Origin of the sequence: Verrucomicrobium sp. BvORR034 (assembly GCF_000739635.1) — a bacterium.
Classification (GTDB): Bacteria; Verrucomicrobiota; Verrucomicrobiia; order Verrucomicrobiales; family Verrucomicrobiaceae; genus Verrucomicrobium.
Genome location: NZ_BATQ01000141.1, coordinates 1 through 19,978, shown reverse-complemented (window position 1 = coordinate 19,978; position 19,978 = coordinate 1). Strand labels below are relative to the sequence as shown.

Here is a 19,978-nt window from a genome sequence, read left to right as displayed (position 1 = left end):
TTTAGCCGTGGGACGGGGTGGTGCCTGGGAGGGGGAGGATGCGTTCCAAGGGGTAGCCTTCGCGATGTTGCAGAGTGGCAGTGCAGGCTTGGGAGGAGGAAAAGAGAGCGTCCAGATGACGGGCGCAGAGGGGGAACAATGTCACCAAGGAGCCGGCGGCCTGACCCAGAGGGGTGGAGTCGTCAGGTGCTACGGTCACGTGCAGGCGCATGCCAGTCTGCTTCAGTTGTCGAGCCCAGCGGCTGATGATCTGCCATCCCATGGGGCACTGGATGATGTGCAGGATGCGGGCGCCGGAGTTCTGCAGCCACTGTACGAGGACGGTGAGACGCTCCTCCTCAGGCAGGTCTGCCGCGAGTGTTCCGAAGGGGATGACCGCGACGGATGCAGTTTCCTCGAACACAAGGTCTGAGTCTGCGTCTGTGCTCTCCTCTGCGGAGCCTGTGCAGACAACGGCGCAGCGGAGTCCTTCTGCGGCTGCCTGGGCAAGATGCGGCTGCAGGAGTGCCGTGGTCTCTGCCGGGTTCGGGACGATGAAGATCTGTGCGGCGCGGGCGGCATGCAGCCGGGGGAGAAGATCGCGATGGTACACGCCACCGGCGCTGGAGACGGGGTGGTAGTCATGCCACAAGAGTTGGCGGTCGTCGGGATCGGGAAACAACTGCGGTTCCACGGTCGAGAGTGCGACCATGTCCTCGATGACCCAGAGCGGCGGGGGGAGGGGCTTTGGCATCGGATCTATCTGGGGGTGTAGGCTCCGGCATAGTGTGGGCTGCGGGCCAGGGCGGTGGGCCGGATGATGGCCCGCTGGCCGAGTTGCTGCATGACCATGGAATCCGGGCGGCGACGGTAGAAGAGGGCCGTTTCCGCCGCCGTCACATGGTGGAGGCCGGCGGCGAGGGTTTCACAGTTCCAGTGCCAGTCCTCAAAGCCGAAGCCGGTGCGGCCCGTGTCCGTGGCGGTGTAGGGCAGGCACTGGTACACGGATCTAGGAGCAAAGGAGGTGACGATCCAGCGGTTGGCGGTGAGTGGAGAGATCTCGTTCAGGTCACCGCAGGTAGTGTCAAACACCGTCGCCATGCCTTTGAGAATGCCGAAGCTGACGATACGCTCAGGGTGGACAATGACAGGCCACTCAAACTGGCGGCACCGGTGATGGGCCAGTGCGAGCCAGCGGGGGGAGTAGAGGTCGTCCCCATCCAGAATGGCAACGTAGTCACCGCTGGCTTGATCGATGGCGTGGTTCCGCGAGGATCCGACATCGCCGTGCCGCATTTCCAGGCATCTGCCCAGCCGGGTGACGAGCGGGTGCTGGGAAACAATCCTGGCAGTCAGGGGATCGGCGTTGTCCAGTGCACACAGCAGTTCCACCTGCAGACCATGGCCGGCCGCAGACTGGCACATCAACTCCAGGCCGTTGAGCGTGCGGTGGGCATAGGCCCCTTCATTGTGAAAGGTGATGACCACGGAGATGCTGCTCTTGACGGGGTGGCCGTGCCACCGATCCGCCAGATACGAAGCGATGCTGCCCCCTGCCAGACGATGGGGGGAGAGTTTCAAATCCTGTCCCGAGTCTGTCGCTTCATGCAGATGCCTGCAAAGCCTGTCGGGGTGCACCCGACGCTTGGGTGTGGGCAGAATGTGCTGTTGCCACGTGGGATGATTCTTCAGGCGGGAACCGCGGACGTACATCACGAGGTTCTGGGCCAGCGAGTCCGGCACGGAGGGTGCCTGACACAGCTCATCGCGGAACAAATCGACCAGGGTGTAGCCTGCGTCAGCAAAGTGGACTGACCACTGATCTGGCCACAACGCGGCCGTAGTCTCTGCTTGGTCAGGTGAGACGAAAGGGGGAGGCTCTGCGGCGAAAAGGATGCAGTCGGTCAGCCGGGAAATCCGTTGCAGGATGGTTTGGCACTCGGACAGCGGACGCTGGTGAGCATCGCCAATCCATAGCAGGATATCCGCAAGCGGGAATTGGGATTCGACGTCGGAAGCGACTGACAGGATCTGGTCTGCAGCAATCTGAATGGTGGCAGTACCGTTGAACGGTGAGCTGTGCGCAGACGTCAACTCGAGAAGAACGGTGGTCGCCCCGCCAGCCCGGCCAAGCATCCAAGGGAGCGTTCCAGGATCTGATGTATCGAGTCTGTCGTTGAGGGGCTGCCTTGGGAGGGACGCGTTAGGATCCTTCACTGCCTGGTGCCCTCCACTTGTGAAAGGCTCGTTTCATCCAGCCGCGTTGCTGCCACTCTTTTGCAGAAGCCACTACTTTCTGAAGCCGTTTGATCGCACTCTCCTGTTTGGCGAGGCGTTTCTCCAGCGCGGTGATTTGTACCTTGTTCTCCTCGAGACGCGCTGCCTGCTGGTGAATGGCCAGACCGCGGCGGTTGAGCTCCTGGCTCAGGTAGGCGCACCGCGCCTGGAGGGCAACGAGTTCACCCGGGGGAGATGGCGAGGATGAAGGAGCCGGGGCGGCGGGAGCAGGAGGGCATAGGGCCACCTCGCCAGGCGGTGCCAAGATGGCGGCCGTGGGAACTGATGCGACTGGTGTGAGCGATGACATTGCAAGAAAAGCCGCCTCCGCGCACCGTTTGCACTTGGCAAATCAGGTAGAGCAGCGGGGAAGGCGACTGGTGGATGGGGGTATTTTTGCCATGAACTGTAATCTGGACCTCGCGGGTTGCAACTGTCGGTGCAAGGGAGCGGTGAGCGCAGGCGCAGTAGCCGCACGGCAAGGAAAGGCCGGAGGAAATTACAATCGCAGTTTTCTGGTGATGATTCGGGCCTAAAGAGTCCAGCCTATGGGACCGAGGCCGCGAAATGGACGGAGACCCTGGGCACAGACATCCCCCTTGAGTTGCGGCCTGAAAGGTCGCGAGCATGGCGCGCCGACCATCGATTCAAATGAAGTTTCCCAAGTCTAATCTTGGAGAATAGGGAGCCAATTTTGATTGGCTCCTGAGGTAGGGTTCGAACCTACGACCTAGTGGTTAATCCCGACAAGTCGGGACTCTACCGCTGAGCTACTACGTGCGACCCAGCAGATGTGTGCGGATCTGGCGAGCGGACTTCCAGGCTTTGATCTGGCGTTCCCGGCGCATGGCGGAGGCTCGGTCCGGGTGAATCTCCTTCCATACCAAGGCCCAAGGGCCGTTTTTGCGGGTGAATTTGCCTTCCGTGGGGGAGTTGTCATCGTTATGGCTGCGCAGGCGCGCATCCAGATCTTCCGTCTGACCGACATAGAACTTCCCAGATGGATTCTCGAGGACGTATACCCAAAACACGAAGCGCTTTGACCGTGATCGGTTGAATGGTCGGAGCCAATTTTGATTGGCTCCTGAGGTAGGGTTCGAACCTACGACCTAGTGGTTAACAGCCACCCGCTCTACCGCTGAGCTACTCAGGAATTCCGTGAGGGCCGTTATCTTACCCAGCCTGTGATCTTTGCAACTGAATTTGCAAAGATCCTGCCGCTTTTTTCGAATTTTTTTAGGGCTTGTCGTAGAGTTCTCCGGTGTCGGATCATGAAGGCCCGACTTTCTGCCCCATGGATCCCGTCATGAAGCCCCCGTTTCCGTCTGAATCCCGCTTCCCTACCGCGGCCAACGTCCTCCTCCGGGGGCGGTCATGGGCGTCGCTGGTCACGCTGATGGCGGTGAGTCTGGGGATGGCTGTGCCGGGGGCGGCGTGGGCCTTGGGACTGCTGGTGCTGAAAGGGGCGAATACCAGTCCGGAGTTCGCCAAGGTGGTGACGTTTTCCCGCTGTGAGGAGTTTGCGGTAAACTACAAGGTCCAGGTGACAGGGAGCGGGGAGAAAGTGTTTTTGATCAGCGAGGTCTTCGGGATGGTTGAGTACGATCCCGTGCTGCTGGCCGTGGATTTGGTGGACCTGCAGGACTATGCGCCTCTGCTGGAAGTGGTCGAGCGGACACGCACGCTGGAGGCCCGGTACCCAGCGGTGCGACAGGAGTCACCTCGTTTCTTGAAGCCCATCCTTGAGGTTTTGCTGCTTCGGGACCAGGGCATGGTGCAGTATGAAGGCCGCTGGATGACGCGGGCCTCATACGACCGGGTCAAGGAAGAGCAGCGGCAGAAGGTAAAGGACACCCGCGCTATGACAGAGGCGCTGGAGCGCACCCGCAAGTTGGAGATACAGCGTCAGGAGGAAGAGGCCAAGGCCATGGTGCAGTCTGCGGCGAATCGCGTGAAGGCGGAGGAGCAGGCGCGGATGGAGGAGGAGGATCGACGCCGGGCCGCCCAGCGGAAGATGGAGGAAGAGCAGGAAAAGGAAGCTCAGCTCCTGGCGGAAAAACGGGCACAGGAGGAGAAGGAGCAGTCGCGACTCCGTGTGAACTGGAATCGGCTGGGAAGTGGCCCGACTGCGGCGCTGTTGAAGGCGGAGTGGGAAACTCTTCAGAGTTGGTATCGGGCAGGGCGGGAGACGTTCCCTGGCATGGACTTGCCAGGCGCCGCAGAGGCACTGTTGATGCAACAGCACTTTGCCAAGGGGAGCACGGATTTGCCTGCGGCGCAGGGGAGCACTCAACCTGCCGCCTGGATGGAGTCTGCAGGGGGGAGTTCTCTGATGATTCGCGTGGTGCGAACGGGCGAGTCCGGTTCGGCTGAGGCAACTCGCTCGGGATTGCTCATGGCATTTCAGGTGCCGACCGATGCGAAAGGTGGCCTGGTGGCAGGGGAGGAGATCCGGAGTCTGGCGGCTGCGGTGGGAGACGTGAGCCGTGAACTGCAACGGGCTCTCCCGCGAGCGATGACGGTGGCGCTCACCTCATTGTCGCAGACGGGAGCACTGTCCCAGCGGGTGCCGTTGATGGTCGGGGGAACCACGGGCTACCTCGCTCTGAGCCGTCCTCTTTTGGGAGAAGATGGGGGCTATCATCAGGTCGTGCTGGTGGCGCTGGGGCTGGCGGACGATCGTGCGGCCGTTTCGCCAAATGGCCGTTGAGGCGAGTTGGCTGAGTTGATGCAACACCCTTTATCGTGATATCCTAGAGCCGGGCCTGAAAGCACCATGGAATCTTCACTGCCACCGCCTTCCGCACCTCTGGTGCCGCCGCCTATGCCGTCTTCCATTCCGGCCCCGTCGGGATCTTCCAACGCGGGTGTGCCGATTCCATCCTCGCCACCCCCGCCGCCACGGTCTGCTTCACCAGGTATGGCGGTCGCTCCTGGTGTATCGGTCCGCCCTGCCCAGACGGGGATTCCGCACGGGCAGCTTCCGCTCCCGGCCCGTCGGGCTGGGCGGGCTGGCTTGCGGGTGGGGATTGCAGCAGGAGTGCTGGTGGTGCTCGCAGCGGGCCTGGCCTGGGACGCTACCCGGTCAGGCCCGGTTTGGCATGCATTGAGAAAGGCGGCGGGTCTTGTGGAGGCGCCTCATCCCACCGGACGCTGGTATGAGTTTGGTCATCGCCTGGGGCGCACTCATGCTGGCGTGTGTGCGGCGTTTGAGACTGCGCCCGTGGCCACCGCTGCGGATCTCGCGTATGCGCTGAAATCATTGGGTGTGGAGAATCCGCCCCGAGAGGTATTTGAGATGTGCCTGCGGGGCTATGAGGATGGCGTGGCGGGACGGGAGCGACGCTATGCGACCGATGGCAAGGGGGCAGATGGCTTCCCGACTGCGCTTGAGAACCTTTAGTGCAGGTGGGAAGGCCGGGCTGCCTCCGGAAGGCCTCGACCATTGCGGACTTTACTTTTTCCCCAATTGGCCTCAAGGTTCCGACCCGCTATGAGCCGACAAGACAACCTTGAGACTTTCTTCCGTGACGGAAAGACCGTCATTCTGCCGATCGACCACGGAGTGGCGATCCCCGTCCCCGGTCTGGAGAATCCGTTCCAACTGATCGAGGATGTGAACCCCTATGTGGATGGTTATGTCTTGAATCTCGGCTTGGCTTTGCGCACGGGCGACATGCTCACGGGCAAGGGCATTTGTCTGCGCACTGACGTGTACAACGTCCGCACCACGGGCAAGGGAGCTGGCAGCATCAACATCTACGGCCTCGGCGAGGCGGAGATGGTGGGGGCTACCGGCGTGATGAACATGCTCTTTCCCTTCAGCGAGAATGAAGAGCTGATCACCCAGAACTGTGCCGATCTCATCAGCGAGAGCCTGGACGTGGACATCCCCGTCATTCTTGAGACGCTGCCCTACGGACTGGGCCAGAAGGACAAGTACACCGTGGAAAACATCGGATTCGCCGTGCGTCTGGCCGCCGAGATGGGGGCTGATGTGGTGAAGACCGCGTACCCCACCAACGGTACGGTAGAGGACTTCAAGCGCATCGTAGAGTCCTGCTACGCTCCGGTCATCGTGCTGGGCGGCGCGGCAGACGGCAATGATCTGGACCTGCTCTCCATGGTGCATGACGCCATGAAGGCCGGTGCCGCGGGCATTGCGATTGGCCGCAACGTTTGGCAGCACAAGAGCCCAGCGGCAATTGCCCGCAGTTTGGCGGCGATCGTGCACGAAGGCGCCAAGGTTGACCAGGCGCTCACGCTCCTGAAGGAGCCCGTTTGAAGGGACTGGAGCTGGCGGCGTTGAGGTGAGTGTATATGACCGGGTGGATCGCCTCCACCCCGGCCTTACGGGCCGAAACTCCGTCGAGTGACCCCGATTGCGAGAGCGAACAAAAGATCTGCGAAGAAGACGGGCCGAAGCCCGTCTTTTTTGTGTCAAAAATGCACCTCTTGCTTGACTCTGAAGGCGGCTCGGCTAAGAATCTCTTCCCGGGCTTAACCGCCTGAGCTGAGCATTTATTGGAGAGATGGCTGAGTGGTCGAAAGCACATCTTTGCTAAAGATGCGTAGCCTTTAACAGCTACCGAGGGTTCGAATCCCTCTCTCTCCGCCAGCTTTTTCCCCTCGGAAGTTTTGCATGAAGCACATGCGGACCAAAGCTCTTGATCTTGAGCGGGGAGTCTCTAGGTTTTGTATGTGGCTCGCTACCTATGTGGGATCCTCTCGGCGGTGGTGTTGAATACCTGCCTTCAAATTGAAGTCTGGCATTTCCTGGCTGGCGGCAACATGTTGCCCAACAGGGAAGGAGGAAGGTTACGCTATTCCCCGTTCGAAAGAGAGGAGATTTGGAGAATCGCAAGTAGCATTGAGACTGAAGATCCGTCCCTTAAAGAAGGGAAACTGTTGACTTCAGAAGAGCGCAGCATCTTCGAGAAGGACAAGGAACATGCGCGCAGGTGGAACAAGGTTATGGAGTGGACTGGGGGCATGGGCGTTCTTCAGTATCTGCTCTTGCCAGTCGCATTGTTCTGGTCCGCATTGCTGGCGTCTCGCAGCACTGTGAAAGTTGAGAGAGCCGTAGCATGGGTGTGTGTGTTCACCAACGTCATCAGCTTCATTTCCCTGGGGTATCGTGGTTATTTCAATGATTAGTGTTGCCCAGATGGTGGTGGGCAACGACAGGCGGCTCCACTGCGGTGTATGACAGAGGGATACAGCGAGGCAACGAATGGAAGGTGTTAATTTCCATCTCGGTCCCAATCCAGCGTCGTTCCCGAAAAAACTTGATTTCCATTGGCCTAGAGCATTCTGCTGCAAACATTGGCGTCATGCGGAAAGGTTGGAACGGGTGATTTCAATACGCGCCCGCAGCCCTCATGCATGGGCGCGCCGGAAGGCTCCGGGAGTCCGGCCGTAAGCTTGCTTGAAGGCGGCTTGCAGATAGTGGCTGTGCGCGAAGCCGGTCTGCCGGGCAATGATGTCGATCGTGAGGTCCGTCTCGCAGAGGAGGCGTTCCACCTCGCGAAAACGGATGCGCGTGATCTCTTCCTTGGGGCTGCGGTTGAGCGCGGCTTTCATGCGGCGGTCGAGCGTGCTTCGTGAGGCGTTTAGTTTGCGACAAAGGTCGTCCACATTGATGCCGGTCATCGCGTTCTCACGGATCAAGCGCGCGGCATGGGCAACGAGCGCATCATTGATGACCAAGTCATCAGACGAGCCGCGCACGACGATCCCTTTAGGGGGCGAGAGTATCTCCCGAACAGGTGCCGTCTTGCCGCGCATCATATTGTCCAGCACTGCCGCACCATGGTACCCAACAGCCTGGCCGTCGAATCGGACGCTGCTCAAGGGTGGCGTGGCGAAAGTGCAGAGAGTTTCCTCGTTCTCCGCACCCACGACGGCGACTTCCTCGGGCACGGCGACGCCTGCCCTCTGACAAGCGGCAAGAAGGTGAACGCCGAGCTGGTCGTTGGCTGCGAAGATGCCTACGGGTTTCGGCAATTGCGCCAACCAGGAGATGAGGCGGGCCTGGTTCTTCTCCCAGTCAGAGACATTGTCGGAAACGACCTCAGGAAGCTCTGCGCAGGTGCAACCGTAGGCCTCGACGGTGCTGACAAAATTCCGCACCCGTTCGATGAAGAAGATCTCGGTTGTCAGGCTGTAGACCGCAAATCGCCGGTAACCACGCTCGTAGAAATGCTCGGCGACAGTGCGTCCGATATGAGCGTTGTCGATGCCGACAAAGGGGCGATTTCCGGCGAGGGCCTTGGATCGCAATTCGACGGCTGGCAGGCCGGTGGCATCGATCAAATCAGCCGTCTCTCGGGTAAAGCTTCGCGTAAGGATGCCGTCGCCATCCCAATGGCGCAGCCAGGCCGGCGGTGCCGAGTCAGGAGCGCGGAGTTCGAGGAAGGTGGACCAGGGGCCATGCTCTGCCACGTAACGACGGACTCCCGCGAGCATATCGCGCGAAAAGGTGCGAGTCGTCTCGATGAGGAGTGCGACGCGAGGGGCGCGGCGGCGTTTGCGGAGGCTCATGTCCGGAAAAACGGGTGACGAAAAACCTGAGGATTGGTGCACCATAGTTGTATTGGCGCCTGCTGGCAAGGGGATAGGGTTGCCGCCGTGGATCGACGCCGTTTCATCGCACACTCCAGTCTCGCTGCCGCGGGAACTGTCCTCCTGCGTGCGGCATCGGCATCGGATCCATCTCCAACTCAATCCAAAGAATCCTCATCATCCATGAGCAAGCCCAAAGTCCTTGTCATCGTCGGCGACGCCACCGAAACGGTGGACACCCTGTACCCTTACTACCGCCTCATCGAAGCGGGGTTCCAGCCCGTCGTCGCCGCGCCGGAGAAGCGCAAATACCAGATGGTAATGCATGAGGTGAAGCCTGGCTGGACGATTACCAAGGAGTGGGAGGGCTACACGATCGATGCCGAGATCACTTTCAAGGACATCAAGCCCGAAGAGTACGCGGGCATCTTCTTCAGCGGCGGTCGAGCGCCGGAATACATTCGCGAGGATGAGGACCTGCTCCGCGTCACCCGTTGGTTCTGGGAGAACGAAAAACCCATGGCGAGCGTGTGCCACGGAGTGGAGATCCCCGCCCGTGCTGGCATCGTGAAGGGGCTGCGGATGGCGACGGTGGCGAAGTGCAAGTTCGACCTCGAAGTCTGCGGAGGCATCTATGTCAACGAACCGTGCGTCGTCGACCGCCACATGGTCAGCGGGCGCACCTTTCACGACAACGGCCACTACGTCGGTCCTTGGATCAAGATGTTGGAAGCGGCACGCGGCAACTAACAAGACCCCTCCCCAATGCCAGTCATCACCCATGACAAACTTCAGGAGAACTACGATGTGATCATCGTGGGCTCTGGTGCCGGCGGCGGCCAGACGGCCTATACGCTCACCATGGAAGGCGTGAAGGTGCTCGTGCTGGAGGCGGGGCGTTCGTTTGATCCGGCGACTGAGGTTGCTATGTTTCAACTGCCCAGCCAGGCGCCTTTGAGGGGCGTGCCCACGCCGGACAAGCAATACGGTTTCCACGATTGCTCGATCAACAGCGGTTGGGAGATTCCGGGGGAGCCTTACACAAATGCTCACCCGGAGCCGGCGAATCAGTTCCGCTGGTGGCGGCAGCGGATGATGGGGGGACGCACAAATCACTGGGGGCGCATCACCCTGCGCAACGGGCCGTATGACTTCAAGCCGCGGACGCGTTTCGGAGCGGGTTTTGACTGGCCGATCAGCTATGAAGAGGTTGCACCCTACTATGACAAAGTAGAGATGCTGATCGGTGTATTCGGCACAAACGAAGGTTTGGAGAATTCGCCCGATTCTTCGCCAGGTGTGTTGCAGCCAGCACCGAAGTTGCGAGTCGGCGAACTGTATGCGCAAAAGCACGGGAAGAAGGTGAATGCGCGCGTCACCTCCATTCATCGTGCGGTACTCACCCAGGTGCAGGACGCGGAGACCATTCCGGCGAAGCTGCATCCGCACAATGCCACAGCTCAGCGCATTCTGGCGGAGCACATGCGATTGCGGGCCCCGTGCTTCTGGGCGACGGACTGCCATCGTGGATGTTCGATCCGCGCGAACTACGATTCGCAGACCGTGCACCTGCGACCTGCGCTTGCGACGGGCAACCTCGACATTCTGCCCAATGCAATGGCGCGTGAGATCACGATCAACAAGCAGGGCCGGGCCACAGGGATCACCTTCATCGACAAGACCAGTGGTCGCGAAGGCCATGCCAAGGGGCGGGTCGTCGTGCTGGCAGCGAGTTCGCAGGAATCGGTGCGCCTGCTTTTGAACTCAAAGTCGAATGCCTTTCCTCAAGGGCTTGCGAACTCGAGCGGAAAAATTGGCAAATACATCACAGATTCTGTTTCTACGAGCCTCAGTGCGCATATCCCAGCCTTTGAAGGAATGCCAGTTCACAATGAAGACGGCGCAGGCGGCCCTCATGCGTATGTGCCGTGGACGCTGCATGACCAGAATCGCGAAGGCGGGCTGGGATTCCCCGGTGGTTATCACCTGGAGTTCACTACTGGGCGACAGATGCCATCACTAACATCACTGAATGGCATCGACACTTTCGAGGGCAATGGCGGCGTGCTCTTTGGCAAAAAACTCAAAGAAGACGCAAGGCGCTACTACGGCTCCCGGGTCGGGTTTGGAGCACAGGGCACGATGCTGCCCAATGATGGTTCGTTCTGTGAACTTGATCCGACGGTGCGGGATCAATGGGGTATTCCGGTGCTGCGCTTCCATTGGAAGTGGAGCGACTTTGAACTCAATCAAGCGCGCCATCAGCAAAAGCACATCGGTGAACTGCTTGAGGCGATGGGGGGCAAGGTTTCGCCCAAGACGGATGCCGATGTGCTGAAGTCCCTGAAGCCCGGTGGCACGGTCATTCATGAAGTTGGAGGTGCCATCATGGGCGATGACCCCTCAATGTCTGTGACCAATCAATGGAGTCAGACATGGGATGTGAAGAACGTCTTCCTTGCCGATGGCGCACCCTTTGCCAGCACTGCGGACAAGAACCCCACGCTGACCATCATGGCCCTCGCCTGGCGCATGGCTGATCACCTCATGGACGAACTCAAGAAAGGAAATATCTGACATGGGCTCCCCAGACGACCTCCCGCGCGTGGATCGCCGCGTTGCCATTCAGTGGATGCTTGGGGCTGCGGCAACGCTTGCCGCGCGTGATCACCTTGCCATTGCCGCCGACACCCCAGTCCAAGCCAAGGGTTACGGCCCCGACCCAGTGATGGCGAAGATCTACAAGCCTGGCGACGTGTGGCCGCTCACACTCACCGGGCCACAGAGGCACACGGCACGCGCCTTGTGCGATGTGATCATCCCCGCCGATGATGCTTCGCCGAGCGCTTCCGCCGTCGGAGTGCCCGACTTCATTGATGAATGGATCAGTTCGCCGTATCCCGCTCAAGCCGGTGATCGCCGCGTCATCCTCGAAGGTTTGGAATGGATTGACGAAGAAGCCCGACGTCGTTTCTCCAAACCCTTCGCTGATCTCACTCACGACCAGCAAACTACGATCTGTACAGACATAGCCGGCGCAAAAGTGAAGCCCGAGCACAAGAAGCCCGCTTCATTCTTCAAGCGCTACCGCGATCTCACCGCAGGCGGCTACTACACCACGCCTGAGGGCATGCAGGCCATCGGCTACGTGGGCAACAGGCCAACCGCCACCTTCGAAGGTCCGCCCATTGAAGCGTTAAAGCATGTCGGACTTGCTTGAATCAGCCTCCACTCAATACACCATGCCGACTCGCCGCCAATTCCTCCAACAAACCGCCGCCACCGCTGGACTTGCGCTGCCAAACTTCCCCCTGCCGGTGGATGCGGCAGAATCCAATCTCAGCCTGGGCTTCAGCCTCTATGGGATGAAGTCGCTACCCGTCGCGGAGGCTCTCAAGGCGTGTGCCGAGATCGGCTATCACAACGTTGAACTCCCCCTCAATGCGGGATTCCCAACCGAGCCGGGCCGGCTGTCTGCGGCGGATCGTGCCTCTCTTCGCGAGTCACTTGGCAGACATCAACTCACCGTCTCCGGTCTAATGAACAACCTCAGCCTCGTGGTGGACGATGCCGCACACGCTAAGAATTTGGAGCATATCAAGATCGCGGCCGAGTTCGCATACGAACTCTCGCCCGGTGCGCCGCCTATTCTGGAATCCGTGCTGGGTGGTAAACCCGCCGAGTGGGGCGCGCTGAAGGAAAGAATGGCGGATCGGGTGCGGGATTGGGCGAGAACCGCGGCCGAAAATAAGCTTACGATCTGTCTTAAGGCACACGTCAACAGCGCGGTGAATTCACCGGAACGATTGCTCTGGCTGCACGCGCAAGCTGCAAGTCCGTTCGTGAAACTCTGTTACGACTACAGCCACTTTGAGCTCCAGGGAATGGAGATGGAAGCCACGCTCAAGCCGCTCATCTCCGAGACGCGCTTCATCCACGTCAAGGACTCCGCGGGTGATGCGAAGAAGGTCCAGTTCCTCCTGCCAGGCGAAGGCCGCACCGACTACGCTCAGTTCGCGAAATTGTTGAAGCAGTCCGGTTGGAGGGGCCCTGTGGTCGTCGAAGTGAGTGCCATGATCTTTAACAAGCCGGGCTACGATCCCGTGGCGGCGGCGAAGCAGAGTTTCGCCATGCTGGCGCAGAAGTTGGGCTTCAACCCTGAAATGCGCCGCTAGGTGCCAGTCGTTTGGCCGGGTGCGGCGGGCTGATGGCGGCGGATGCGCGCTGGGATGAGCAGGACTGGCAAAGGTGCCGGAGGTATCTCCTTTTGAAAATCACGATAAAAATATATCGACAAACGATAAATGATCGATGTAAGGTCGGAGCATGAAGAAAAGCTCCACGGTCTTTCTGCAAGCGGTGGTTGTGCTCGTCGGCATGGTTGCGCTTGGCCTGATGCTTTGGGAGCCTCAACTTGAAGGCAGGAATGCCCACTCCACAGTTTTTCAGATCTACTTCAACGATCCGTTTCTGGCGTATGTGTATCTTGCTTCGATCGCTTTCTTCACCGCGCTTTACCAGGCTTTCAGGCTTCTTGGCTATGTGGGGCAGAATGAGGTGTTCTCGCAACGCGCAGTGAAATCTCTGCGGACGATCAAGTACTGCGCGATGTCGCTGGTCGGTTTCATTTTGGGAGCAGAGGCCTACATCTTCCTATTTCAGCGTGGCAAGGAGGACATTGCGGGTGGGGTGATGATGGGGCTGCTGCTGATGTTCATCTCCACGGTTGTTGCTACTGTCGCTGCTGTGTTCGAGAGGACTCTGCAAAGTGCCGTGGAACTGAAGTCCGAGAACGACCTGACGGTTTAGGAGCCAAGATTCAAAATCCAAACTCCAAATTTCAAACTTCAAAGTCCAGTATCGGCATTCCGACTTCCGCAATCCTTTCCTCCATGGCAATCATCATCAACATCGACGTCATGCTGGCGAAACGGAAGATGAGCGTCACCGAGCTCGCCGAGAAAGTCGGCATCACGATGGCCAACATTTCCGTCCTGAAGAATGGGAAGGCAAAAGCGGTTCGACTGTCCACTTTGGAGGCGATTTGCAAGGCGCTTGATTGTCAGCCGGGCGACATTCTGGAGTACAAGTGACCCTGCGCTATATGGAACGGCGGCTTGTGCTCAAGGCACAAGCCGCCGTTTCTTGGTGGTCATTTCTTCCCGCCTCAAGCTTGGCGTCTGAGGTCTGGCAGTCTGGAGTCTCCCGCAAAGCGGGTTATTTCTCCGCCTTCAGACGTTCGAGGAGATAATCCTCGGCGGTGGCATGCTTCACTTCCGGGGCCCCAGGGTACACCAGTTCACAAGGGACGTTGTTGGTACGGCAGTGTTCCTGCAGCTTCACGCCAAAGTTCGCGGAATGGGTGGGGTCTTTCTGATTCTGTCCCATGGCGGGAGCGGCGCTGTAGGACATGTAGATGGGCGGATCATCGGAGGTGACGAGAGCGTAGGGCGAGTACTCGGCGATCCAGGGGAGGATAGTCTCCCGTTTGGCGTGGAATTCGACGAAGGAGGAGGTCTTTTTGGCCATGTCACCCGAGATGCCGAAGGCATGGGCACCGTAGCTGCTGTTGGGCATCCATTCCTTCATCTGCTGAGGGTCCAGGGTGGTCTGGGCTCCGAGGACGGCCGCGCACCAGAGGCGGGTGGATTCACGTGCGATGGGATCGTCACTCTTGGGATCGGCGAGGTCGGGATGGAAGGCAAGCCAAAGGGAGGTGCAGGCTCCGGCGGAGCCTCCGCTTGCGCCAATACGCTGTTTATCGATGTTCCACTCGGTGGCCTTGCTGCGCACCAGTTGCAGGGCGCGGGCAGCGTCATGCAGAGGACCTTTCACAGGCGGGACCACGCCGTCCTTGGTGGCCTCACCGACGAAGCGATATTCCACGGAAACGACGGAGATGCCCGCCTTGAGCATCTCGGGCAGCATCTTGGTGACACCGCTCAGGCGGCCACCACCCGACCAACCGCCGCCATGGATGAAGAAGAGCAGAGGAGTGGGCTTGGAAGACTCAGCCTTCCAGAAATGCATGACCTGCTTCGGGTGCGGTCCATAGGCCACGTCGTATTCGGTGGGGTTGGGGATTGGAGGATTCTCGGCGACGAATTTCTTGGCCTCGGCCTCCTTGATCTCGCGGATGAAGATGTTGCGCCAGCGGATCTCTCCGCCATGGGTCTGAAGCATGATGGGCCCTTTGGCCGGGAACGGTTGTGTTTTGTCCCAGTAGTTTTCCATGCGCACGCCGTCGACCACGAGCCGGGTATTGTAAGTCACCCAAACGCGGTCACCGATGTGCTTGATGGAAAAGGCGTTCCACTGGCCGAAGGGCTTGTCTTTGAGTTCAATCGGATCCCGGCCGAGTGTTTTGGGCGGGTTGTTGAAGAGACCTCCTGAACCCAGATGGGGGCGGCGGTCGGGCTTGGTGGGATCAAAAACCTGGTTCCAGTCCCAAATCTGCACCTGCGGAACGCCGCGCAGGTAGATGCCACTGTCGGCCTTGGCCACCGTCTTGTACTCGAGCATCAACTCATAGTCGCCAAAGTCCTCGTCGGTCGTGGCGTAGGGGCCAGTACCATTGTTGACGAGTTCGCCGTTCTCCACACGCCAGTGGGTTGGGAATTCCTCGCGCATCTGCTTGAGGGTGGCGTCCTTCTTTTCACCCGTGAGCCTGGCGACGGAGTGCGGGTTGAGCCCATGCCAGCCAGTGAGGTCCTTGGTGTTGAACAGCGTCCGGAACCCTGCAGGGGGCGTCGCGGCCGGGGGCTGCGTCGTGGCAGGCACCGATGGGACCGCGGTCGGGGTCGGTGGAGCTTTTTCCTGGGCTGTGGCGTGAAAACTGGCGACACTACTGGTGGCCAGGACGAGGGAACAAACGAGAAGGGCGGGGCGGGACATGGACGTAGGCTTGAGCGTGGGAGGGCATACGTGGGTGACTGGGGAATCATTCGTAGAATTTGAGCAACGTGTGCGGAGGGCGGGGCGGGGAACGGTTCGTGGAGGCGACCTTGTGCGGTGTCCGGAGAGGACCTCTGGGGGCTGTGGCAAGTCGGACCGCCGAAACTCCTTCGGAGTGAGTGCTCCACCCTCCTCAACCCCACGTAGACGTTGAGGTTCCCTGTGGCGATTGTCAGAGGCCGGGATGAGGTGATAGTCGTGGGTCTTACGACTGACGAGCTAAGGCCCAGCACTACTTATTGTTTCAAAGTGATTTCCAAACGTGAAGGACGGCATAGCTCCGCCAGGGACGCCAGCGTTGTGACATCTCTTCCGCCCGCTTGGCGGTCACCCCGCCGAGTTTGTTGCGTACGGCGATGTCTTCCTTTGGGAGGGCGTCGGGCCAGCGCAGGGCGCGCATCGCGATGTAGTGGGCAGTCCATTGGCCGATGCCAGGGAGGGTAACCAGTTGGGCGATGGCGCTGTCGGGTGGGGATCCAGCGTCTAGCTTGAGGGTCCCGTCGTGATAAGCGCGGGCGAGGCCAATGATGCAGCTGGCGCGGGCAGCGACGATGCCCAGTCGGGCGACATCATCCAGCGTGGCGCGTGCCACTCGATCGGCTTGAGGGGAGAGCCGCGTGAGGTCGGGGAACGGAGTCTCGATCTTTTCCCCAAAGGCCGCGGCGAAACGACAGGAGATGGTGGTGGCGGCCTTCACAGTGACCTGCTGGCCGAGAATGGCGCGGATGGCGAGCTCAAATCCGTCAAAGGCTCCGGGCACTCGCAGACCTGGGTGGGCCTCCAGACTCGGGCGCAGGAGGGGATCCTGGGAAAGGTGCGAGGAAATCAAGTCAGGGCGCGCTGCAAGGTCGAAAAGGTTGCGAAGCCGGTCCAACAGCGCGGGCAGCACCGGGGCGAGGCTGTGGGTGAACTCCACGAGCAGGGCATGTTTCTGCGGTGACTGGGTCACGCGTACCCAGCCGGCGTGCTTGCCCAATCGGACGGTGCGGGCGTAACAGGTGCTTGTGACATGCTCCACGTCCTTGATCATGCGTCCCTGTAGAAACTCCAGGATGGCCTGCCAGTCATACGGAGGGCGGTAGCTGAGCTGGAGGGTGGAGGTCACTCCGGCAGGAGCCGTTGTGTCCTCGCCAGTGGTGGCTTCCTTGCGCAGGCGGCTGGGGGGCATGCGATACTGGGCGCTGAAAGCGTCATTAAACCGGCGGAGACTGGAGAAGCCGCTGGCAAAGGCGACGTCGATCACAGGAAGGCGGGTCTCTGTGAGCAGCTGCTTGGCCAGGAGCAGCCTCCGGGTTTGGAGGAGTTCGATGGGGGAGACGCCCAGTTCTTTCTGCACAATGCGGCGGAGCTGACGGGAGCTGACTCCGAATTCGCTTGCGATTTCCTCGATCCCCGCTCCGTCTTCCAGCAGACCCTCGTTCATGCGGTGGGTGATGAGGTGGGCGATGCGCTGGGCATTGTCCACCGGTGCATGGCCGGGGGCGAGCTCAGGCCGGCATCGTAGGCAGGGGCGGAACTGTGCCTTCTCGGCCGCCTCGGCACTCCCAAAAAACCGGCAGTTTTTTAGCATCGGCACCTTGGCAGGGCAGATGGGGCGGCAGTACACGCCCGTGGAGGTGACCCCCACGAAAAACACACCGTCAAACCGCGGATCGTGGGAGGTGAGGGCCTGATAGGCTGCCTGGTCATCAATGAGTGAGCTTCCTTCTGGATTGTTCATGGCTGAGGACAAGGTAGCCGGACTGGCGCGCTGAAACTCGCCGTTTTCGGACATGGATGTCATTTTACTTTCATGTCCGAAAACGGCCAGCGATAATCCTGCCCCCGTGGCATGCTGGGGCCGTAAATCATCCAATCAAGACCATGAAGCATGTTTACAAATCCATCAAATCACCCGTGGGCGAGCTCACGCTGGTGGCCAGCGACAACGGACTGGTAGCGATCCTTTGGGAAGACGACGATCCCAAACGTGTGCCGCTCGGTGAGACCGTGCGCGATGACCAGCATCCGGTGTTGCTGGAGACGGAGCGGCAGTTAAACGACTACTTTGCGGGCCGGAGGACCCAGTTTGATCTCAGGCTCGCAGCCGAAGGCACTGCGTTTCAGAAAGAGGTATGGCGGGCGCTATCGACCATTCCCTTTGGTGAGACCCGCAGCTATGGGCAGATTGCAAATCAGATTGGCCGGCCGAAGGCCGTCCGCGCCGTAGGAGCGGCGAATGGCCGCAATCCGATCTCCATTGTGGTGCCATGTCATCGGGTGATTGGCAGCAACGGCAAGCTCACCGGCTTCGCCGGTGGGCTGGAGGCGAAGAGCGTGCTGCTCAAGCTAGAAGTTGGGAATGATGAATTGGGATTGCGGTCATAGCGGCTTTTTCAGGTGCCAGTTGCAGTTGCTCCACCGTTTGCCGTTTTCTTTTTGCTGTTCACCCATCCGCCGGGGCGCAACAGCTGAAGAAAGCGCTTCAATACCGGGTTGGTGTCGCCCTTGCGCCAGGCGGCGCCGACCGTCCACACGGCTTCTTTGTCACGCAGGGGATGAAAGCGAATGCCGGCAAACTCGCTGGTGGCAGTGGACTGGGGCACCACCGCGAGGCCCAGTCCGGCGCGAACCAGGGCGAGCGCGGTGGTGATTTCTCCAACCTCCTGAACGATGCGGGGGTGAAAGCCGTGCTTGGCGCAAAGCAGCAGCATGTGGTGATGGAAGCCGGGAGCGCGTTTTTCGGAGATGGCGACAAAGGGCTCGTTGCGACAGTCAGCAATGGTGGCGTTTTCACGCAGGGGAGAGTTCGCGGAAGAAACTAAGGCCAGACGGTCTTTGATGACGGGCAGGGTCTGCAACTGGACAGGTGCGGGAAGGCGCACAAAGCCGAGGTCGATCTGGCCGTTGTTCAGACCCTCGATTTGCTCAGCAGACGAGAGGTCGCGCAGACTCACTTCCACCTCAGGCCATTGCTCGCGCAGTTGCACGATGAGGTGTGGCACCAGTTCGAAGGTGTGGAAGCCAAACGCGACATGCAGGCTGCCCGTTTCACCCAAGGCTGCTTTGCGGCCTTGCGCCAAGAGCCGGTCAAACCCAGCCAGAATCGGGCGCGCGCCCTGGAGGAACCGATGGCCGATGGCGCTGAGCCGGGTGCCGTGGCGGTCCCGCTCGAAGAGGGGCGACCCCAGAGCTTCCTCCAACCGCAAGATCTGCTTGGTCAGAGCAGGCTGGCTCAGGTTCAGCAACCGGGCGGCGCGCCCATAGTGGAGCTGCTCAGCGAGGGTGACGAAGGATCGCAATTCGCGAATGTCCATAACAACAGGTTATCACCATCATGAAAACATGCCATTGGAAGAATGGCCAGTTTGAAGGGAGCGTGAAGCATGAACGCAACCCTCGAAATGGAAGCTGACGTGAAATGTGATCTGGAGAGGTGTGGGATAGGGAAAACGGGCCTGCAGGTGGGATCCCGCCTGCTGGATGGCATGAAGGCCATCTTGTTTGACATGGATGGTGTCTTGATCGACTCCGAGCCGGTGCATGCGACCTGCATTTCCTCTCTGGCAGAGGAGATGGGCGGCCGGGCGCTCGTGGAGACGGAATTGCTGACCTTCAAGGGCGTGCCGGACCGAGAGGTGGCGGCAGGGCTGATGCGGTTGTTTCCTGAGTCCGGTCGAGAGGCGTCGGCAGTGATGAAGCGGGCTTTTGACCTGTTTGTGGAGCGCTTTTCCCTGGTGCGCCTGATTTCTGGAGCCCGGGAGTTTGCAGTGGCTGCCGGGGAAGCGGGGCTGCGGCTGGCGGTAGCGACGTCTGCGGCACCAAGCATGCAGAAGATGGCGTTCGATGCATTCGACCTGAATGGACTCTTCGAGACCGTGGTGACGGGCGATGACGTGAAACGTGGCAAGCCGGATCCCGAGCCGTATCTCCTGGCTGCGGAGCGCTTGGGCGTAAATCCGGCCGAGTGTCTGGTGATTGAGGACTCAATCAACGGAGTAAGGTCTGGAAAGGCAGCAGGATGTCGCGTGGTGGGGCTGACGACAAGCTTCCCCAAGGAGGCCTTGATAGCGGCGGGGGCGGATGGGGTGGTGGGAGCTTATGGGGGTTAAGCGCGCTTCACGCTGGTTGGGCGGCCCGCAAGCGGGCTGTTGAGAGGCTGCGCTGGTTGAGAGGCTGCGCTGGTTGAGAGGCTGCGCTGGTTGAGAGGCTGCGCTGGTTGAGA

General features: G+C 60.1%; 20 protein-coding genes and 2 tRNA genes. 13 read left to right on the top strand and 9 right to left on the bottom strand.

All coding sequences use genetic code 11. The features are described from left to right. Position 1 precedes the first annotated feature (1 nt). From BV034_RS24375 to BV034_RS24350, 5 genes are all read right to left on the bottom strand, one after another. On the bottom strand, positions 2-733 hold the full coding sequence (locus BV034_RS24375; protein WP_050029573.1) for a hypothetical protein: 732 nt from the start codon (positions 731-733) through the stop codon (positions 2-4). A 5-nt stretch (positions 734-738) separates the two neighbouring features. Further along, entirely contained in the window at positions 739-2,115 is a 1,377-nt protein-coding gene (locus BV034_RS24370; protein WP_050029572.1) for a glycosyltransferase, read from the bottom strand. A gap of 67 nt (positions 2,116-2,182) precedes the next feature. After that, a complete protein-coding gene (locus BV034_RS24365) occupies positions 2,183-2,566 on the bottom strand; it encodes a hypothetical protein (RefSeq protein ID WP_050029571.1) in 384 nt (127 codons plus the stop codon). A 463-nt stretch (positions 2,567-3,029) separates the two neighbouring features. After that, positions 3,030-3,287, bottom strand: coding sequence for a GIY-YIG nuclease family protein (locus BV034_RS34265; protein ID WP_063768889.1), 258 nt, complete (start codon positions 3,285-3,287; stop codon positions 3,030-3,032). Positions 3,288-3,334: 47 nt separating this feature from the next. Beyond that, positions 3,335-3,409 (bottom strand) — tRNA-Asn (locus BV034_RS24350). A 153-nt stretch (positions 3,410-3,562) separates the two neighbouring features. Here BV034_RS24350 and BV034_RS24345 point away from each other — a divergent pair. The 5 genes from BV034_RS24345 to BV034_RS24320 all read left to right on the top strand — a co-directional run bounded on the left by BV034_RS24345 (position 3,563) and on the right by BV034_RS24320 (position 7,413). Beyond that, positions 3,563-4,966: a hypothetical protein gene (locus tag BV034_RS24345; protein WP_265593411.1), complete on the top strand. Its 1,404-nt coding sequence runs from the start codon at positions 3,563-3,565 to the stop codon at positions 4,964-4,966. 210 nt (positions 4,967-5,176) lie between these two features. Then, complete coding sequence (locus BV034_RS24340; protein ID WP_050029568.1) at positions 5,177-5,659, top strand: hypothetical protein; 483 nt, start codon at positions 5,177-5,179, stop codon at positions 5,657-5,659. 90 nt (positions 5,660-5,749) lie between these two features. Beyond that, complete coding sequence (locus BV034_RS24335; protein WP_050029567.1) at positions 5,750-6,541, top strand: hypothetical protein; 792 nt, start codon at positions 5,750-5,752, stop codon at positions 6,539-6,541. 241 nt (positions 6,542-6,782) lie between these two features. Beyond that, positions 6,783-6,874, top strand: a tRNA-Ser gene (locus BV034_RS24325). A gap of 83 nt (positions 6,875-6,957) precedes the next feature. Then, on the top strand, positions 6,958-7,413 hold the full coding sequence (locus tag BV034_RS24320) for a hypothetical protein (protein ID WP_265593410.1): 456 nt from the start codon (positions 6,958-6,960) through the stop codon (positions 7,411-7,413). A 222-nt stretch (positions 7,414-7,635) separates the two neighbouring features. Here BV034_RS24320 and BV034_RS24315 read toward each other — a convergent pair whose 3' ends face one another. Continuing rightward, a complete protein-coding gene (locus BV034_RS24315; protein WP_050029564.1) occupies positions 7,636-8,799 on the bottom strand; it encodes a DNA-binding transcriptional regulator in 1,164 nt (387 codons plus the stop codon). A gap of 204 nt (positions 8,800-9,003) precedes the next feature. Between BV034_RS24315 and BV034_RS24310 the strand changes: the two genes are divergently transcribed. The 6 genes from BV034_RS24310 (at position 9,004) to BV034_RS24285 (ending at position 13,913) form a co-directional block, all read left to right on the top strand. Then, positions 9,004-9,570: a DJ-1/PfpI family protein gene (locus BV034_RS24310; RefSeq protein ID WP_050029563.1), complete on the top strand. Its 567-nt coding sequence runs from the start codon at positions 9,004-9,006 to the stop codon at positions 9,568-9,570. Positions 9,571-9,585: 15 nt separating this feature from the next. Further along, positions 9,586-11,397 carry a GMC family oxidoreductase gene (locus BV034_RS24305; RefSeq protein ID WP_050029562.1) on the top strand — a complete coding sequence of 604 codons (1,812 nt, stop codon included), beginning with the start codon at positions 9,586-9,588 and terminating at the stop codon, positions 11,395-11,397. A 1-nt stretch (position 11,398) separates the two neighbouring features. After that, complete coding sequence (locus BV034_RS24300) at positions 11,399-12,040, top strand: gluconate 2-dehydrogenase subunit 3 family protein (RefSeq protein WP_050029561.1); 642 nt, start codon at positions 11,399-11,401, stop codon at positions 12,038-12,040. A gap of 22 nt (positions 12,041-12,062) precedes the next feature. Then, the gene (locus BV034_RS24295; RefSeq protein ID WP_265593409.1) at positions 12,063-12,995 is read left to right on the top strand and encodes a sugar phosphate isomerase/epimerase; all 933 of its coding nucleotides are present in this window, start codon (positions 12,063-12,065) and stop codon (positions 12,993-12,995) included. A gap of 151 nt (positions 12,996-13,146) precedes the next feature. Further along, positions 13,147-13,629: a DUF2975 domain-containing protein gene (locus BV034_RS24290; RefSeq protein ID WP_050029559.1), complete on the top strand. Its 483-nt coding sequence runs from the start codon at positions 13,147-13,149 to the stop codon at positions 13,627-13,629. Positions 13,630-13,712: 83 nt separating this feature from the next. After that, a complete protein-coding gene (locus BV034_RS24285; protein ID WP_050029558.1) occupies positions 13,713-13,913 on the top strand; it encodes a helix-turn-helix transcriptional regulator in 201 nt (66 codons plus the stop codon). A gap of 124 nt (positions 13,914-14,037) precedes the next feature. On the opposite strand, the gene BV034_RS24280 is transcribed toward BV034_RS24285, so the two are convergent. Together BV034_RS24280 and BV034_RS24275 are read right to left on the bottom strand one after the other, a co-directional pair. Continuing rightward, positions 14,038-15,714: a family 16 glycoside hydrolase gene (locus BV034_RS24280; protein WP_265593408.1), complete on the bottom strand. Its 1,677-nt coding sequence runs from the start codon at positions 15,712-15,714 to the stop codon at positions 14,038-14,040. Positions 15,715-16,018: 304 nt separating this feature from the next. Continuing rightward, positions 16,019-17,494, bottom strand: coding sequence for a DNA-3-methyladenine glycosylase 2 family protein (locus BV034_RS24275; protein WP_050029660.1), 1,476 nt, complete (start codon positions 17,492-17,494; stop codon positions 16,019-16,021). Between the two features lie 143 nt (positions 17,495-17,637). Here BV034_RS24275 and BV034_RS24270 point away from each other — a divergent pair, with 143 nt between their 5' ends. After that, entirely contained in the window at positions 17,638-18,141 is a 504-nt protein-coding gene (locus BV034_RS24270) for a methylated-DNA--[protein]-cysteine S-methyltransferase (protein WP_050029659.1), read from the top strand. An 8-nt stretch (positions 18,142-18,149) separates the two neighbouring features. Here BV034_RS24270 and BV034_RS24265 read toward each other — a convergent pair whose 3' ends face one another. Next, entirely contained in the window at positions 18,150-19,070 is a 921-nt protein-coding gene (locus tag BV034_RS24265; RefSeq protein ID WP_050029557.1) for a LysR family transcriptional regulator, read from the bottom strand. Positions 19,071-19,139: 69 nt separating this feature from the next. Here BV034_RS24265 and BV034_RS24260 point away from each other — a divergent pair, with 69 nt between their 5' ends. Beyond that, positions 19,140-19,865 (top strand): HAD family phosphatase, encoded by a 726-nt coding sequence (locus BV034_RS24260; RefSeq protein ID WP_050029556.1) that lies wholly within the window; start codon positions 19,140-19,142, stop codon positions 19,863-19,865. The last annotated feature ends 113 nt before the right edge of the window (positions 19,866-19,978 follow it).

What these genes read in the sequence shown, in the direction of transcription:
- BV034_RS24370 (WP_050029572.1), bottom strand. Translation starts at nt 2,115, where the DNA reads ATGCTTGGCCGGGCTGGCGGGGCGACCACCGTTCTTCTCGAGTTGACG.
- BV034_RS24265 (WP_050029557.1), bottom strand. Translation starts at nt 19,070, where the DNA reads ATGGACATTCGCGAATTGCGATCCTTCGTCACCCTCGCTGAGCAGCTC.
- BV034_RS24280 (WP_265593408.1), bottom strand. Translation starts at nt 15,714, where the DNA reads ATGTCCCGCCCCGCCCTTCTCGTTTGTTCCCTCGTCCTGGCCACCAGT.
- BV034_RS24310 (WP_050029563.1), top strand. Translation starts at nt 9,004, where the DNA reads ATGAGCAAGCCCAAAGTCCTTGTCATCGTCGGCGACGCCACCGAAACG.
- BV034_RS24270 (WP_050029659.1), top strand. Translation starts at nt 17,638, where the DNA reads ATGAAGCATGTTTACAAATCCATCAAATCACCCGTGGGCGAGCTCACG.
- BV034_RS24315 (WP_050029564.1), bottom strand. Translation starts at nt 8,799, where the DNA reads ATGAGCCTCCGCAAACGCCGCCGCGCCCCTCGCGTCGCACTCCTCATC.
- BV034_RS24365 (WP_050029571.1), bottom strand. Translation starts at nt 2,566, where the DNA reads ATGTCATCGCTCACACCAGTCGCATCAGTTCCCACGGCCGCCATCTTG.
- BV034_RS24300 (WP_050029561.1), top strand. Translation starts at nt 11,399, where the DNA reads ATGGGCTCCCCAGACGACCTCCCGCGCGTGGATCGCCGCGTTGCCATT.
- BV034_RS24290 (WP_050029559.1), top strand. Translation starts at nt 13,147, where the DNA reads ATGAAGAAAAGCTCCACGGTCTTTCTGCAAGCGGTGGTTGTGCTCGTC.
- BV034_RS24305 (WP_050029562.1), top strand. Translation starts at nt 9,586, where the DNA reads ATGCCAGTCATCACCCATGACAAACTTCAGGAGAACTACGATGTGATC.
- BV034_RS24285 (WP_050029558.1), top strand. Translation starts at nt 13,713, where the DNA reads ATGGCAATCATCATCAACATCGACGTCATGCTGGCGAAACGGAAGATG.
- BV034_RS24340 (WP_050029568.1), top strand. Translation starts at nt 5,177, where the DNA reads ATGGCGGTCGCTCCTGGTGTATCGGTCCGCCCTGCCCAGACGGGGATT.
- BV034_RS24375 (WP_050029573.1), bottom strand. Translation starts at nt 733, where the DNA reads ATGCCAAAGCCCCTCCCCCCGCCGCTCTGGGTCATCGAGGACATGGTC.
- BV034_RS24345 (WP_265593411.1), top strand. Translation starts at nt 3,563, where the DNA reads ATGAAGCCCCCGTTTCCGTCTGAATCCCGCTTCCCTACCGCGGCCAAC.
- BV034_RS24295 (WP_265593409.1), top strand. Translation starts at nt 12,063, where the DNA reads ATGCCGACTCGCCGCCAATTCCTCCAACAAACCGCCGCCACCGCTGGA.
- BV034_RS24335 (WP_050029567.1), top strand. Translation starts at nt 5,750, where the DNA reads ATGAGCCGACAAGACAACCTTGAGACTTTCTTCCGTGACGGAAAGACC.
- BV034_RS24260 (WP_050029556.1), top strand. Translation starts at nt 19,140, where the DNA reads ATGAACGCAACCCTCGAAATGGAAGCTGACGTGAAATGTGATCTGGAG.
- BV034_RS24275 (WP_050029660.1), bottom strand. Translation starts at nt 17,494, where the DNA reads ATGAACAATCCAGAAGGAAGCTCACTCATTGATGACCAGGCAGCCTAT.